The 14,927-nt window shown below is 47.7% G+C and carries 17 protein-coding genes; 15 read left to right on the forward strand and 2 right to left on the reverse strand.

The window, feature by feature from the left end; all coding sequences use genetic code 11:
* The first annotated feature begins 22 nt into the window (after positions 1–22).
* The 4 genes from HI950_RS24785 (at position 23) to cysK (ending at position 3,462) form a co-directional block, all read left to right on the forward strand.
* Positions 23–445: a DUF350 domain-containing protein gene (locus tag HI950_RS24785; protein ID WP_169086878.1), complete on the forward strand. Its 423-nt coding sequence runs from the start codon at positions 23–25 to the stop codon at positions 443–445.
* 110 nt (positions 446–555) lie between these two features.
* Positions 556–1,176: a hypothetical protein gene (locus HI950_RS24790; RefSeq protein ID WP_169086880.1), complete on the forward strand. Its 621-nt coding sequence runs from the start codon at positions 556–558 to the stop codon at positions 1,174–1,176.
* 127 nt (positions 1,177–1,303) lie between these two features.
* Positions 1,304–2,518, forward strand: a complete 1,215-nt coding sequence (locus tag HI950_RS24795; protein ID WP_223285489.1) for an MFS transporter — start codon at positions 1,304–1,306, stop codon at positions 2,516–2,518.
* A gap of 26 nt (positions 2,519–2,544) precedes the next feature.
* Positions 2,545–3,462, forward strand: coding sequence for a cysteine synthase A (gene cysK, locus HI950_RS24800; RefSeq protein WP_169086882.1), 918 nt, complete (start codon positions 2,545–2,547; stop codon positions 3,460–3,462).
* Between the two features lie 23 nt (positions 3,463–3,485).
* On the opposite strand, the gene HI950_RS24805 is transcribed toward cysK, so the two are convergent.
* Complete coding sequence (locus tag HI950_RS24805) at positions 3,486–4,556, reverse strand: CotH kinase family protein (protein WP_169086884.1); 1,071 nt, start codon at positions 4,554–4,556, stop codon at positions 3,486–3,488.
* 102 nt (positions 4,557–4,658) lie between these two features.
* Positions 4,659–5,006: a hypothetical protein gene (locus tag HI950_RS24810; RefSeq protein ID WP_169086886.1), complete on the reverse strand. Its 348-nt coding sequence runs from the start codon at positions 5,004–5,006 to the stop codon at positions 4,659–4,661.
* Positions 5,007–5,289: 283 nt separating this feature from the next.
* On the opposite strand from HI950_RS24810, the gene HI950_RS24815 reads away from it, so the two are divergent.
* From HI950_RS24815 to HI950_RS24865, 11 genes are all read left to right on the forward strand, one after another.
* Positions 5,290–6,027 (forward strand): DUF2642 domain-containing protein, encoded by a 738-nt coding sequence (locus tag HI950_RS24815; protein WP_169086888.1) that lies wholly within the window; start codon positions 5,290–5,292, stop codon positions 6,025–6,027.
* Between the two features lie 79 nt (positions 6,028–6,106).
* On the forward strand, positions 6,107–6,775 hold the full coding sequence (locus HI950_RS24820) for a DUF2642 domain-containing protein (RefSeq protein WP_169086890.1): 669 nt from the start codon (positions 6,107–6,109) through the stop codon (positions 6,773–6,775).
* Positions 6,776–6,912: 137 nt separating this feature from the next.
* Complete coding sequence (locus HI950_RS24825) at positions 6,913–8,040, forward strand: GerAB/ArcD/ProY family transporter (RefSeq protein WP_169086892.1); 1,128 nt, start codon at positions 6,913–6,915, stop codon at positions 8,038–8,040.
* Positions 8,037–9,491, forward strand: coding sequence for a spore germination protein (locus tag HI950_RS24830; RefSeq protein ID WP_169086894.1), 1,455 nt, complete (start codon positions 8,037–8,039; stop codon positions 9,489–9,491). The genes HI950_RS24825 and HI950_RS24830 overlap by 4 nt, the downstream gene beginning before the upstream one ends.
* Entirely contained in the window at positions 9,488–10,666 is a 1,179-nt protein-coding gene (locus HI950_RS24835; protein WP_169086896.1) for a Ger(x)C family spore germination protein, read from the forward strand. Before HI950_RS24830 ends, HI950_RS24835 begins: the two co-directional genes overlap by 4 nt.
* 83 nt (positions 10,667–10,749) lie before the next feature.
* On the forward strand, positions 10,750–10,974 hold the full coding sequence (locus tag HI950_RS24840; RefSeq protein WP_187768163.1) for a hypothetical protein: 225 nt from the start codon (positions 10,750–10,752) through the stop codon (positions 10,972–10,974).
* Positions 10,975–11,015: 41 nt separating this feature from the next.
* Positions 11,016–11,417 (forward strand): spore coat protein, encoded by a 402-nt coding sequence (locus tag HI950_RS24845; protein WP_169086898.1) that lies wholly within the window; start codon positions 11,016–11,018, stop codon positions 11,415–11,417.
* A 125-nt stretch (positions 11,418–11,542) separates the two neighbouring features.
* A complete protein-coding gene (locus tag HI950_RS24850) occupies positions 11,543–12,034 on the forward strand; it encodes an Lrp/AsnC family transcriptional regulator (protein WP_169086901.1) in 492 nt (163 codons plus the stop codon).
* A 16-nt stretch (positions 12,035–12,050) separates the two neighbouring features.
* On the forward strand, positions 12,051–13,268 hold the full coding sequence (locus tag HI950_RS24855; RefSeq protein WP_169086903.1) for an aminotransferase class I/II-fold pyridoxal phosphate-dependent enzyme: 1,218 nt from the start codon (positions 12,051–12,053) through the stop codon (positions 13,266–13,268).
* Positions 13,269–13,361: 93 nt separating this feature from the next.
* On the forward strand, positions 13,362–13,934 hold the full coding sequence (locus HI950_RS24860; protein WP_169086905.1) for a cob(I)yrinic acid a,c-diamide adenosyltransferase: 573 nt from the start codon (positions 13,362–13,364) through the stop codon (positions 13,932–13,934).
* Positions 13,931–14,905, forward strand: a complete 975-nt coding sequence (locus HI950_RS24865; RefSeq protein ID WP_223285490.1) for an RluA family pseudouridine synthase — start codon at positions 13,931–13,933, stop codon at positions 14,903–14,905. Before HI950_RS24860 ends, HI950_RS24865 begins: the two co-directional genes overlap by 4 nt.
* Positions 14,906–14,927: the final 22 nt, after the last annotated feature.

Below are 14,927 nucleotides of genomic sequence, written 5' to 3' on the forward strand. Positions count from 1 at the left end.
CTCATGGGGGAGGGAGCTTTGAATGAATAATGAAGTTGATAACCTGCTAAGCAATCCTTACGCGGCTTCGCTTGTTTATGTATCGGTTACGGTACTGTCTCTCATTGTGTTCTTGTCCTGCTTTGAGCTTGTGACCAGATACAAATGCTGGAGCGAGATCAAGAAGGGAAACTTAGCCGTGGCTATGGCAACCAGCGGCAAAATTTTCGGCATATGCAATATTTTTCGCTTCTCGATCGAGTCGAATGACTCGGTTTACCAGAGTCTCATTTGGGGAGCCTTCGGGTTTGTCATATTGATGGCCGCATACTTTTTGTTCGAGTTTCTAACGCCTGTATTCCGGATAGATGATGAAATCGCCCGCGATAACCGTGCGGTAGGGCTTATCGCGATGATCATTTCGGTGTCGCTCTCTTACGTCATCGGAGCAACGGTCATTATATAACGGAGGGACCCATTTTGAAATATTTGTGGAGAGTTTTAATCATTGTCGCTATTTTATTTTTTGCGTTTGGCATCGTTTATATCATGAATCATTAGAGGGGAAGACAAACAATGGAAGAGCATTTGATCTGTCCGTGGTGTTTAACGGAAATTGTATGGGACGAAGAGATTGGGCCGGAAACGCATTGTCCGCATTGCGATAATGAACTGAGCGCTTATCGGACGATTGAGCTTGGCTACGATGAAGATGAAGTCGAGGCTGACGAGCATGAACGATCTGTTCAAGCGCTCAAAATCAACGATGCCCGCAGAGCCGCCTCGCAAAATGGCGAACTTGAACAGGATGAATGGTCGGAGGATGAAGCTTCAGAGGTAGAGGAAGACGACTATTCGGATGACCCGAACCATAAGCGGTGGCTGGAGCAGGGCGATGGATATCGCAAGGCAGACAGCGCGCGGTTTGCGGTTGAGGAAACCATTCAGCGCGTGCTTGACGATCAAGACGAAGTGCCGGAATGTCCGGTATGCCGCTCTTACATGATAGAAGCGGGCATTCAGACGTTAGGGGATCAGCAATTTGAAGCGAGGATTGCGCCGTCCCTTGGAGGGCCTGTATTAACGACTCCTTTCAAGCTCAGCCTCTATGTTTGTCCGGCCTGCTACCACACTTCATCCTTGCTGAGCTTAGGCGATCGCGAGCAAATGATTAAGCGGTTAACTCCGGACGAGTAATTAATCTGCTTGGAATAAAGGGCGCATGGACAGCTGCCAAAGAGGGAACCTTACAAAACGAAATTCTGATTTGTGATCGGCTAAGTCATAGGAAGCTATGGTTTGCCCTCAGGCAGGAGGAATCGTTTTGGCTAAAGCTTTGGCAAAAAACTTGAACGGACAAGCAGCTCTTTTACTCATTGTTCAGGCGCTTTACGGGGTGGCAAATGCGCTATCCGGAACATTTGTGCCCGTATACCTATGGAAAGCAAGCCAATCGTATGCGCTGATCGGGTGGTTCACTTTAGGCCAATATGTCATGAGCGGCTTAACGTTTTGGATCGCTGGCAAATGGGTGAAAGAGCATAACAAAATGAACAGCTTGCGTGTCGGAATTGTTCTGTCCGGCGTCTTTTATTGCACAGTACTGCTGCTGGGGCAGCAAGCAAAAGCGTATTACATACCGCTCGGCATTTTGAACGGGATGGCAATGGGCTTTTTTTGGATCGCATATAATGTTGTTTATTTCGAAGTGACGGACCCGGATAACCGCGACCGTTTTAATGGGTGGGCAGGTCTGCTCGGATCAGCGGCTGGCATTGTGGCGCCGTGGGTATCGGGTTTGCTTATTACGTCGATGCAAGGGGAAAAGGGCTATAGGCTTATTTTTACCATATCGCTTGTCATATTTTCGGTTGGCGTCGTACTCAGCTTTTGGCTTAAGAAGCGGAAGGTTCAGGGCACCTATAATTGGAAGCATGGATTGCAGCAGCTTAAGCAAAAAGGGAATCCGTGGCGTCGGATGCTTCCGGCGATAGCAGCACAGGGAGTGCGTGAGGGCGTGTTTATGTTTCTCGTCGGTCTTACCGTATATGTAGCAACACAAAACGAGAGCAAGCTGGGTACCTATTCGCTCATAACGTCCCTTGTCGCTCTAATCAGCTTTTGGATCGTTGGCAAAAGGCTTAAAAAAAGCAATCGGAAGCTTTCGATGCTCATTGGCGCTATTATGATTGCTGTCGTTATTTTGCCATTATTTTGGAAGATTTCGTACATGACCCTGCTGATGTTTGGCATTGGCACATCTCTATTTATGCCGCTTTACATTATACCGATGACCTCGAGAGTTTTTGACCTTATTGGCCAATCCGAGGAAAGCGCACGGGAGCGGGAGGAGTTTATCGTCCTTCGCGAGGCGGGACTCGTCTTTGGCAGAGTTATCGGCTTAACGTCGTATTTAATTGTACTGCCGCACAACCATTCGGCTATTGCAATCACATGGCTGTTATTCGCGGTTGGCGTAGTACCGATAGCAGGCTGGTGGTTTATGAAGCCTTTCTTGGAGGAGCAGCAGCATGCATAAGCAGAAAAGATAGGAGAGAACGACAGATGCCGAGAATCGTTTCGGATATAACGCAGTTAATTGGAAATACTCCGGTCGTTCGCCTAAATCGTCTACCGGGGGAGGACAGCGCGGAGGTATGCGTCAAGCTGGAGCGCTTTAATCCAAGCGGAAGCGTAAAGGATCGGGCTGCTTTCTCGCTTATTAATGATGCGGAGAAGCGTGGTTTGATCAAGCCGGGAGACACGATTATTGAGCCGACGAGCGGCAACACGGGTATTGGGCTAGCGATGAACGCAGCAGCAAGAGGATATAAGATGATTTTGGTTATGCCCGACAACATGACGTCAGAGAGGATAAAGCTGCTCCAGGCGTATGGAGCCGAGGTCGTACTGACGCCTGCTGCGGAGAGAATGCCTGGAGCGATCCGCAAGGCAGAGGAGCTTCAATTGCAGCATCCAGGCAGCTTTATTCCTAATCAGTTTGAGAATCAAGCCAATCCGCTTATACACAGAATGACGACAGCCTTAGAAATTATGGAGCAAACCGGCGGCAGGCTGGACGCATTCGTGGCCACAGCTGGCACCGGCGGGACGATAACCGGAACAGGCGAGAAGCTGAAGGAGCTGCTGCCGGATTTATATGTTGCCGTAGTAGAACCACAAGGCTCTCCCGTGCTGTCTGGCGGCAAGCCAGGCCCGCATAAGCTGGTCGGTACAAGTCCGGGTTTTGTTCCCGCTATTCTTAACACTTCCATTTACGATGAAATCATTCAAGCATCGGATGAGAACGCATTGACTACGATGAGAGCGCTGGCGACCAAAGAAGGCCTGCTGCTCGGTCCGTCATCCGGCGCATCCGTATGGGCAGCCATGCAAATTGCGAAGCGGCTTGGCGCTGGCAAGCGCGTGCTTTGTATTGCGCCGGACTCCGGTGAGCGCTATTTGAGCATGGATATTTTTTAAAGCGTCGCTCGGGAGCGGCTTGCTCATTCCCACTCCCGCAGCGAAAGCTGCAGTATTTCTCTTCTTTCTTGAATGTAATTATGAATGAAGGAAGGCTCCGACAAAAAGGTGTCGTAGCTGGCTTTTCTCGTGTAGTCGCTGCGAATGGCAGGCGAAAGATGGCCATGCATCTGTGAGATAACAGGGCCCAGCTTCTCGACCGTGAAGGCGTTCTTGAGCAGCTTCCTGACAATAGAACGGTATTTGCGGCGACATGCCGGAAAAGTAAATAGCTTCTCAGTCAGCTTGTTGTAGCCCTGCAAACGAACGAGATCGCTGCCGCATGGCTTCCCATAGCAATTTCTCCCCCAAGTCCCCTCATAGTCCCATGGAATAATTCGATATTTGCCGCTCGTACGATGCTCATACAGCGCATAGTTCTGATCAAACCCATCATAATTTCCTGTTAGCACGGCACCGGCCAGCCACATTAAATATTGAGTCACGTCAAGCCGCCTCGCGGTGTGGACGCCGAGATTTTTCCCTGACATCCGATTCAAATTCCGTACAAAGGATACGAGCCTGCTCTTCGTCCCCGTCTTTCCCTTCATCAATTCATAACCGTCGAACAGCGATGGCTTCTTATCTTTAGAGATGGGGTCGGTTAAGCTAAAATCGGCGCTGTCGTTGACTGCATACAGAAGCGATCGGTAGCCGATGCGTCTTTTCTCAAAAAAAAGCTGATCGACTGCTTCGATTTCTAAATAAACGCCTTCCGGAACACCATTTATAATGAGCCAGAAGTGATTGGTTTCAGGCGAGGGAACGCCGATTTCATTGAAAAAGTAAAACGAGAGCGCGTTGCGCATCATGGATGGATCGTCATATTCGGCGTTCCAATGCAGCGTTCTGCCGTCTTCGAGCCGCACTTCGTATGATTTTTTAGAGTAATTGCGCGTATGGCCGCCCCGCAAGCCGAATTCCGCTTTATAGGTTTGTCCGTCCATTTCCAGCTCTGCCGGCTTGAAGGCGCGGCCCCATGCGTTGCTCTTTATTTCTTGAAGATCTGAAGCATTAATGCGTATGGTGCGTGCAGGCAAGGATTCAGTAGCCATCTAACCATCTCCCGAGGCAAAAGATAAAGCCTACCGTTAGACGATAGGCTTTTAATCTTATTTACCGTATTCAGCTGCTGCCTAGATGGTCACATTTATTTATTAAATATTGATTTCCCAAACGAAGCTCGGCGTTAGCTCGCTTCCTTCAAATTGCAGGAGCGGGAAGCCTCGATAGCTGCGGTTCCCCTCCGTAAGATTGCCGCTTGACCGGCTGCCTTCGGTAAGATTGCTGCTTGACCGGTTGCCTCCGGTAAGATTGCCCCCTGTTTGACTGCCGCCCGAGCGGTTACCGCCTGTCAGATTTCCTTCGCTGCGATTGCCTCGAGTACGAACTCCCGCCGTGCGATTGCCGTCGGTCAGCCCGCCTATCATTTGGCTGGCAGCTGTTGATTCAGCTACCCTGTAGCTTGTTTTCTTGTTTTGCTTGCTGTTCTTATTTTTGGCCAAATCAAATTCCTCCTATTAATGAAGATTCTATAATCTATGGCTGGAGTCTATTATTCGTAACGGTTATGCGCTCATTCTTTAATAAATAGATAGTAATCTAGTACCACTTCCATACGGTATACATATAAATATATTACATAACGTATCTCATGATAGATGCTATGAAAGAAAGCTAGGAGGGATGAGCAGCAATACAAATATGATGCTGGTGACAAGGTCAACACGTCGTTTTTGAAGTAATGCTTGAAACTACTAATAATGAAATTATCGGAGGGATTTTTTTATGAGTTATTGCTGTAACTATCAATACGTTGCTGGTCAATCTTTAGCGGGAAACAACAACAATCGCCACAGAAGCAACAAAAGCGGTCATAATTTTCTTCAAAGCTTGGTAGGTAAAAACGTAAAAATTAACCGTGGCGGCCCGGATTCGCTTCAAGGCAAGCTTTTAGCGGTAAAAAGCGACTATCTCGTATTAAGCACGGATCAAGGCGTCGTCTATATTGCATCCAGCCATGTTAAGAGCATTACTGAAATGGGAGGCAACAAAAGCGGAAACAAAAGCGGAAACAAAAGCGGCAATGCTAGCGGAGGCAACAAAAGCGGCCGTCGTGATCCGGAAATTATCAACGCTAACGACTTCAACGGAGTCATTAGAGCGTTCAATCAACAATTCGTGCAAATCAACTGGGGCGGACCAGAGAAGGTAGAAGGTTTTATCGCTCAAGCAGGAAGAGATTCCATTTTGTTGGTATCCGGTAAAGAAGCTATGCAAATTCAAAACGATCATATTAAAACGATCAAAGCAGCTGGCAATAAGTCTGGCGGCAACAAAAACGACAACAAAAACGACAACAAAAACGACAACAAAAACGACAACAAAAACAATAATAAAAGTGGCAACAACAATAACAATAGAACTCAAGGCAACCGCAGCGGCGGTAGAAACCAAGGCAACCGCACCGGCGGCAAAAACCGTGCAAATGCAGCTTCCGTAAAAACAGCTCGTCGTTCCGTTTAATAAGTCTGCTGATTTGCCAGGCAAAGGTCTAGACCTTTGCCTGGTTCCACTATCTACCGGATGAAAGGAGGTTGATCGCATGAAAAACCGTCATCCGCTGCTGGATCGGCAGGTCGAATTAGAGATTTCAGGAAAAGTGGCACCCATACGAGGGAAGTTGATCGAGTTTGGTCAAGACATTTTAGTGCTGCACAACGGAACTCAATTTTTGTATATACCGCTTATCCACCTACAGCAGCTTCGCGTCTCTACGCGGGAAGAAGAAGAAGCTATTGAAATACCTGAACTGCCATTTGAGCCTTATAATGAGGCGATTTCTTATCGAAAAATACTAATGAATGCCAAGGGCATGTTCTCTGAGATTTATATTACGGGAAATCAGTCTATTCACGGCTATTTGACTACCATTATGAATGACTTTTTTGTCTTCTATTCACCTGTCTATCATACCGTCATCGTATCTCTCCACCATATGAAGTATTTGATTCCCTACAATCCGAACGTAACGCCATATACCTTAACGCCAGAGCAATTCCCCCTTAGACCCTCCCCGATTACATTGGCAAGAACCCTCGATCAACAGCTGCGTAAACTAGTCGGTGAATTCGTCGTGCTTGATTTAGGCGAAAATTCAAACAAAATCGGTGTACTAAAAAGCGTCGATCAAAGCATGATCGAGCTTGCGAATGCAAGCGGCAACGCTGTTTTTTTACACTTTGACCATGTGAAAACCGTTCATATCCCCTAGTTCGCTCAAACTGTGCTCTCAGCCCATAGATGGCTTGAGCATAGTTTTTTTTTGCAATTTTTGTCGAAAAAGAGATTCTTCCATGCATTTTGATAAACAGTTCTGGAAATATTAAATTGCAAGGAAGTGATTGGTAAATGAAAGTGAAGCCTTTTGGTATATTGGCATCCATTATGATGATTGTTTTGTCAGTCGGACTTGTAAATCATGTCCTTATTGTCCCCATGCTGTTTTCCGCGGCAGAACGCGATGCATGGATTTGTGTGCTTATCGGGCTTGTAATTGTGCTGCCTTGGGCATTAATCCCGCTATTTGGAATATTAAAGCGATTGAATGGCATGCCCCTTGATAAGTGGCTGATGGAGCGATTGCCACGATTTTTGTCATGGTTTCTCATGGGCGTTTTTTTGCTTATGCAGTTAGCCCTTGCTTTTGAAACGCTGATTATGACGGCCTCTTGGACGGCAACGACCTATTTGCCAAACACCCCTTCGTTTGTGGTTTGTTTCGTCTTTCTTGGATTATGTTTGTTCGCATCCATATCTGGCCTCCGAACGATAGCCTACGTGAGCTGCATCCTGCTGCCGATTGTTGTGCTGTTAGGGGACTTCGTCATGTCTGCGAACATGCCGCATAAAGACTATCATTATTTATTGCCGATGCTCGAGAATGGGCCGACCCCATTGATTAAAGGTGTGCTATATACGCTGACTTCTTCTTCAGAGTTGTTCGTATTTATGCTTATTCAGCATCATATAAGCGGAAAATTTAAACGATGGCCTCTTTTCTGGCTTGTATTGTTTTTGTCACTTCTGACACTAGGGCCGGTTTTGGGATCGATAGCAGAATTCGGGCCTGCTGAAGCAGAGAAGATGCGATATCCGGCATTTTCGCAATGGCGACTTGTTTCGATCGGAAAATATTTCGAGCATGTTGACTTTTTTGCGATTTACCAATGGATGTCTGGGGCGCTTATCCGACTTGCGCTTTGCATACACGTTTTATCTGAATTTGGACCGTTGCGGCAATTGAAAAGAAAATGGATCTCACCGGCTATGATTAGCGTGATCATTTTCGTTGTTTCTTACATTGGCATCAACCATATGCTTGAATTTAGAGTTATTCTGGAAATGTTTTTTCGATATACAGGAATAATCATAATGGCTCTCACCAGCGTGATTTGGATCGTGACTCTTTTCCCGAGAAAGCAAGGAAATAAAAATAGATCGGCAATTATCGGCTCCGAGGAGGCAGAGCAGTTATGACTCACCACGATCGTAATGAACAGAATGAAAGGGACGAGATGACATTAGAGCAGTTCAGGCACAATTTGCAGGAGTGTCATGACGTTATTGAATACAAGCTTACCCTTGATGTTCATGGACCATTGGAAGTTATTATGTTCTATTGCGAAGGGCTGATTGACAATCAACAAATGCAGATCGGCTTGCTGCCGCAGCTCGAGAAATGGGCGGAGCAGCTTCGCTCATTTTCAAGTGCTAAGGTAGGTGACATACATAAGCCAAGCATGTTATTCAGCAGAGTGAAGTCCGGACATAATGGGAGCAATTTGTATGCTAGACTGTTTGCGGGCAGCGTGATTTTATCGTTTGAAAACCTCGAAGGCTTATTTGAATTCGATATTTCCAGCCAGCCGGGAAGGACTCCGGAGGAGTCGACGATGGAGGTTTCGATCAGAGGTCCGCGTGACGGATTTGTCGAGCAGCTTTCAACCAATGTGGCATTAGTTCGCAAGCGGCTCAGAACGCCTGATATGCATGTGGAATATTTAAGGCTTGGCAGAGAATCGTTGACGGAAATCGCTCTTATATATATGGAAGGCATAGCAAAGAGCGAGCTCGTAATCGAAGCAAGAAGACGTCTTCATAGTATTGATGTTCCTTCTATCATCGGAGGAAGCCAATTGGAGGAGCTCTTATCCGACCGTCACTTTTCTTTGTTTCCGCTTGTTGAATATGTCGGGCGGCCTGATTATGTCGTTCAATCGCTGATGCAAGGAAAGGTTGCGATATTGCTTGATGATTCTCCGTCAGCTATTGTGGCTCCAGGCAATTTATTGCTGCTGATCAAGTCGCCGGAGGATGCTCATTTACCCTATTATTATGTATCGCTGGAACGTTTGTTAAGGCTGATCGGACTCGTTATGTCTATGAGCCTGCCAGGATTTTGGATTGCGTTGTCGGCCTTCAATACGGATCAAATTCCGTTTACGCTGCTCGCAACGGTAACTATTTCTCGAATCGGCTTGCCGCTGTCGGCTACGATGGAGATGTTTATTATGCTGACGATGTTCGAGCTCTTCCGCGAAGCGGGCGTAAGGCTCCCAAGGGCAGTAGGCCAAACCGTATCGGTAGTAGGCGGATTAATCGTAGGGGATGCTGCTATTCGTGCAGGCTTAACATCTCCGACTATGCTCGTCGTTGCTGCGGTTACAGCGGTGTCCACCTTTACTCTGGTCAATCAGTCATTAAGCGGCTCGGTTAGCGTCATACGCTACCTGATTCTTATTTTATCATCGATTCTAGGCATCTTCGGTTTCTTTGTCGGATCGTTTGCCGTAATCATCTACATGTGTACATTAGAATCATTCGGACGCCCTTATTTAGAGCCGCTGGCCCCGCTGCGCTTCAAGCAGCTGGTACCAGCGCTTATGCAAAAGCCATGGAAGATTAAAAGCAACAGGGGGAACAAATGAGATATAAAGCTGTACAATCTCGAATAGTTAGCTTTTGGAAAAAATGGGCTGCACTGATTAGTATTCTATTCGGGTCAATGCTGCTTCAAGGCTGCTGGGATGAAGTCAATTTACAGGATACGAGCTACGTATCCGCGCTCGGTATCGACTATAAAGAAGGAAAATATGAAATCTATGCGCAAACGATGAAATTTGGGCTCATTGCGAAAACAGAAGCGGTTCAGCCTGATCCAAATCCAGTATGGATCGGTAGAGGCAAGGGTGATTCCATTTTGCTGGCGATGAATAATCTCGCGAAATCCGGCCAATCGATTTTAAGCTTGGAGCACTTAAAAACGGTTGTTGTCCAGGACAGAGCGTTGGACAGGATGGAAGACATCATGGATGGTCTGAATCGTCAGCGGGCATCGCGGTATACGTCGTTGATTTACGGGACAAAAGCACCGATCGAAAAGATTTTTACGACGGATACCTTTTATGACCAATCTCCTCTAAATAGCGTCATGTATATGCCGCAGCCACTTGAGAGCCAAAGGAGCTTCATTCGCCCGTCCTCCCTACAGCTGGCCGTGCAGTCATTGAAGGAGCCTGCAATGGTGACTACGATCGCGGCATTAACAGCCAACGACCATTTTTGGACGCGGAAGAAAATCAAGCTGGAAATTCAGATGATTGAGGGATTATTCGCATTCAAGGAGCTAAAATATGCCGGCTATCTCTCGGAAAACGAAGCTGCCGGCTTGCGATGGATCAATCCCGAATTCGAGCATTACATGATGAAAGCCGAAGGTAAACAGGGGAGTGCGGCGCTTTTCATTAGCTCCGCAAAAAGCAAACTATATACCAGCTTTAATGGCGGCACGCCAAGCTTTGTTTTAAAGGTGCGGTTGTCAGGGGCTGTGGCAGAAATAGTAAAACGTATGAATGAGGAGGAAATTATTGCATCTGTTGAAGCAAACGTCAAGATTGAGCTTGAGAATACGTATCGTAATGGACTGATGAAGGGGATGGATCTATTTCGGCTTGAGCACGAATTGTATCGATACCATAACGCGTATTGGAAGGAAGCCTGCAAGGATAAAGAATGGCTGCCGAAGCCCGGGCAGTTGAAGGTGGAAGTGAAATTTAATGTCATTCATTCCGGAAATTTTGACTTGAATGAGACACATAAATAAAGGAAATTTAGCTCATAATACGTTTGGCACGGAAAAAATGGAATGGAAAGTGCTCGAGAACCTAGTTTAGAGGAGGAAGACCTATGATGCAGCCCATTACGGCGAAAGAGCTTGAGTACATCGCTGACTCAATGTCTAACGAGGATCTATTGATTAAGCAGTGCGCGGCAGTAATTGCTACAGGCACTACACCGGGGATTATTAACCTATGCACGCAAATGCTGCATACCCACCAACAGCATTACGATTCTTTATTGCATGCCATTTCACACCATCAGCAAATAGCTCCAACTCAACCGCAGCAATAAAAAGCAAAAAAGTAGAAAAAATGTATAGGAGGTAAGTCGCTATGTATCAGCAACAGCAACAGCAATCGATTTTGACAGAGGAAGATTTGGCAGGTACGATTCTAAGCGATTTAAAGAGAGTCGTGCGCGAGTATGCGACAGCGGCAACGGAGTCAACCTGTCCGGACATCCGCCAATTGTTTACGAAATTAACGGATAGCACTTTGGCTCTTCAAGGGCAGCTGTTCCAAGCGATGAAGCAAGCGAATATGTACAATACATCGTCGCCAGCGCTTCGCCAGGAGCTTGATAAGCAAATGAAGCAGTATCAGCAAACGAAGCAAAAGACGGCTCAGTTTTTGCAGCAAACGCTCGGCCAGCAGCAATCCCAATCGATGTATACGCCGAATGCGCATCAGCAATCCGGCCAACATCAGCAAAGCAATCAACAATATTACATGTAAGACCCTTCGGGGTCTTTTTTTTATAGGAAATTGGAGGATTTGCCTTTTAGGCTTTGATTGCACGGGATTCAAAAAAGTTGTAAAATATTCTTTATAATCGCAGTCGTACTGGAAGGAGTTATACAATGACCGAATTACAGTTGAAAGTGCTGGAGCTGCTGAAGGAAGACGCGCGAAGGGATGCGGAGCTGATCGCTACCATGCTTGCCGCACCAATTGAGGATGTAAAGCAAGCGATAACCAGGCTTGAAAGTGACCACATTATCGTAAAGTATGCGACAGTCGTGAACTCGAGCAAGCTTGACGAGGAGAAGGTTACGGCACTTATAGAGGTACAAATTACACCAGAGCGCGGTCGCGGATTCGAAGGAATCGCCGAGCGCATTTATTTATATCCAGAAGTAAAATCCGTCTACTTAATGTCCGGAGCATATGATCTCTTAGTCGAGGTTGAAGGCAAAAACTTAAAAGAGGTTGCCTCTTTTGTATCGAACACCTTATCGCCGATCGACAAGGTATTATCGACCAAAACCAATTTTATTTTGAAAAAATACAAACAAGACGGCATTATCTTCGAGGAGCATGAAGGTGATCATCGGTTGATGGTTTCGCCGTGAAAAAAGGGTGACGGCAATGATTAAAGACGAACATAAACAACCCTCCACAGCTGTGAAGCATCAATCGATGGCTGATTATTTGTCCCCGCTCGTGCGAGGCATTAAACCGTCGGGAATCCGTCGGTTTTTTGATTTGGTCAGCACGCGCAAGGATGTGATTACGCTTGGCGTAGGCGAGCCCGACTTCGTTACGCCATGGCATGTTCGGGAAGCAGCGGTACACGCGATAGAGATGGGGAAGACGCAGTATACATCCAATGCCGGCATGCCGGAGCTGCGCGAGGCAATTGGCCAATATTTGAATGACCAATTTGCTGTGCAGTATGATCCCGCGAATGAAATTTTGGTAACGGTCGGCGGAAGCGAGGCGATCGACCTTGCGCTTCGCGCATTGATTGCGCCAGGGGATGAAATATTGATTCCGGAGCCTTGTTATATTTCATATTCTCCGATTACAGCACTTACTGGCGGCAAGCCGGTTGGCGTCGAAACCTATGCGAAGGATGCTTTCAAGCTGAAAGCAGAGTCGCTACAAGCCGTCCTCACGCCGAGGTCTAAAGTACTTATTCTATGTTATCCAAGCAATCCGACTGGCGGTACGATGAGCTATGAGGATTGGCTGCCTATTACGAAGCTTGTGGAAGAAAATGACCTCATCGTCATTTCTGATGAAATTTATGCAGAGCTTTCTTACGGCGAGAAGCATGTCAGCTTTGCGGCAATGCCCGGCATGAAGGATCGAACGATACTCGTTAGCGGCTTCTCGAAGGCATTCGCAATGACCGGATGGCGGATGGGATATGCCTGCGGTCATCCTGATCTTATGGCAGCGATGCTGAAAATTCATCAATATACAGTCATGTGCGCGCCGATTATGGCGCAGTATGCGGCTCTCGAAGCGCTTCAGCACGGATTGGAAGAGAAAGACCGTATGGTTGAGGCATACAATCAGCGGCGCCGCTTGGTCGTGAAGGGCTTCCGGGACATCGGTCTCGATTGCCATGAGCCGCAGGGTGCATTCTATGCTTTCCCATCAATCGTATCGACAGGCCTTTCGAGCGAGCAATTCGCGCAACGGCTGCTGGATGAAGCGAATGTTGCGGCAGTGCCAGGCGATGTATTTGGTCTTGGAGGCGAAGGACATCTTCGCTGCTCTTATGCGACCTCCGTTACGAACCTAACCGAAGCGTTAGATCGAATCGGAAATTTTGTCCACCGTTTGAAGCAAGGGTAAGTTCGTTCACTTTAATGATCAGCAGGTCAGGAGCATATCCGGCCTGCTGTTTGCATGAATAAGAGCATGAGATGAAAGAGGAGGCTTAGGAAGATGAAGCTATATACGAGAACAGGTGATAGCGGCCAGACGTCCTTGATAGGCGGACGCGTGCGGAAGGATGACGTTCGGGTTGAAGCGTATGGGACGATTGATGAATTAAACTGCTTTGTTGGGCAAGCGGCGGCAGAGGCGGACAAACAGGAGGAGCTGGCGGAAATGGCCGGTTGGCTGATCGACATCCAGCAGGAGCTGTTTGATTGCGGCTCAGATTTAGCCTATGCCGTAGAGGGGGCGCCGCTCAAAATAGGAGCGGAGCCTGCTGTCAGGCTGGAAGGCTGGATCGATCGATATACGGCGGAGGCTCCGGAAATCACGAGATTTATTTTGCCGGGGGGCAGCTCCGTATCCGCGCTTTTGCATGTATGCAGAACGGTATGCCGCCGTGCGGAACGCCGCGTCGTCACACTGGCTGCCGAGCATGCCATTAATGCCGAAGTACAAACCTATTTAAACCGCCTTTCAGACTTCTTCTTCGCTGCTGCTAGAGTGGCAAATGCGAAACTTGGTGTGCCGGATACCGAATATGTACGAAGCGCGGAAGTGTTTCGAAAGCCCAAAAAATGATGGAAACGCTAGATACGCTCTATTACCCGCCATTAGTAGCAATCGTTAGTGAAGCGGAGCAAGGAAAGCAGGTACGAACGGTACTCGAGCGGCAGCTCGGCGTATCACGCAAGCTGCTGTCGCAAGTAAAGCTGACGGAGCACGGGCTTACCGTTAACGGGATCCGTGCGTATACGACCGCACCGGTCGCGGCAGGCGATATTATACGCGTACGGATGGAGCGGGAAATATCCGAGGACATTTTGCCGCAGCCTATCCCGATACAAATCGTATTTGAGGATGATGATCTGCTAATTATCAACAAACCGGCAGGGATGATCGTCCATCCGACGCATGGCCATTATACGGGTACGCTTGCCAATGGCGTCGTTTATCACTGGCAGCAGAAGGGAGAACGTGTGCGCTTTCGGCCCGTTCACCGCCTGGATGAAGAAACATCGGGCTTAGTCGCCATTGCCAAAACGTCTTACGTTCATCAACAGCTGTCCGAGCAAATGCAGGCGAACGGCTTCCTAAAGCTATATCGCGCTTATGTATACGGGAGCCCGGCACCAGCCAAAGGAACGGTTGACGCGCCGATTGACCGAAATCCGGAACAGCCCCATATCCGAATCGTAACGCCGGAGGGGTATCCGTCCGTTACGCATTATGAGACGATATCGAGCTTCAGTTCGGATGAGGGCAGCATACTTGCAGCTGCCGTGCGCCTGAAGCTGGAAACGGGAAGGACGCATCAAATTCGCGTTCATATGAAGCATATCGGCTGCCCTTTAATCGGGGATAAAATGTATGGGCAAGGGCATGGCGCCGTGGAGGATTGGGAGAACGCGGCTGGCCGTCAAGCACTGCATGCCGAAATACTTGGCTTTACTCACCCGATCACGAAGCAGTGGATGGAATGGCAGGCAGCTTTGCCTCCTGAGCTTTTGCTCTTAGAGCAGTCGCTCCCGAATAAACAAGAAATGGCATAAGCATAATGGAGGATTTCGTGGT

Origin of the sequence: Paenibacillus sp. PL91 (assembly GCF_012935325.2) — a bacterium.
Taxonomy (GTDB): domain Bacteria; phylum Bacillota; class Bacilli; order Paenibacillales; family Paenibacillaceae; genus Pristimantibacillus.

Coding starts and splice junctions, on each gene's coding strand:
- HI950_RS24785 (WP_169086878.1), top strand. CDS start 23: ATGAATAATGAAGTTGATAACCTGCTAAGCAATCCTTACGCGGCTTCG.
- HI950_RS24825 (WP_169086892.1), top strand. CDS start 6,913: ATGAAAGTGAAGCCTTTTGGTATATTGGCATCCATTATGATGATTGTT.
- HI950_RS24840 (WP_187768163.1), top strand. CDS start 10,750: ATGATGCAGCCCATTACGGCGAAAGAGCTTGAGTACATCGCTGACTCA.
- HI950_RS24805 (WP_169086884.1), bottom strand. CDS start 4,556: ATGGCTACTGAATCCTTGCCTGCACGCACCATACGCATTAATGCTTCA.
- HI950_RS24815 (WP_169086888.1), top strand. CDS start 5,290: ATGAGTTATTGCTGTAACTATCAATACGTTGCTGGTCAATCTTTAGCG.
- cysK (WP_169086882.1), top strand. CDS start 2,545: ATGCCGAGAATCGTTTCGGATATAACGCAGTTAATTGGAAATACTCCG.
- HI950_RS24865 (WP_223285490.1), top strand. CDS start 13,931: ATGATGGAAACGCTAGATACGCTCTATTACCCGCCATTAGTAGCAATC.
- HI950_RS24835 (WP_169086896.1), top strand. CDS start 9,488: ATGAGATATAAAGCTGTACAATCTCGAATAGTTAGCTTTTGGAAAAAA.
- HI950_RS24855 (WP_169086903.1), top strand. CDS start 12,051: ATGATTAAAGACGAACATAAACAACCCTCCACAGCTGTGAAGCATCAA.
- HI950_RS24790 (WP_169086880.1), top strand. CDS start 556: ATGGAAGAGCATTTGATCTGTCCGTGGTGTTTAACGGAAATTGTATGG.
- HI950_RS24850 (WP_169086901.1), top strand. CDS start 11,543: ATGACCGAATTACAGTTGAAAGTGCTGGAGCTGCTGAAGGAAGACGCG.
- HI950_RS24845 (WP_169086898.1), top strand. CDS start 11,016: ATGTATCAGCAACAGCAACAGCAATCGATTTTGACAGAGGAAGATTTG.
- HI950_RS24820 (WP_169086890.1), top strand. CDS start 6,107: ATGAAAAACCGTCATCCGCTGCTGGATCGGCAGGTCGAATTAGAGATT.
- HI950_RS24860 (WP_169086905.1), top strand. CDS start 13,362: ATGAAGCTATATACGAGAACAGGTGATAGCGGCCAGACGTCCTTGATA.
- HI950_RS24830 (WP_169086894.1), top strand. CDS start 8,037: ATGACTCACCACGATCGTAATGAACAGAATGAAAGGGACGAGATGACA.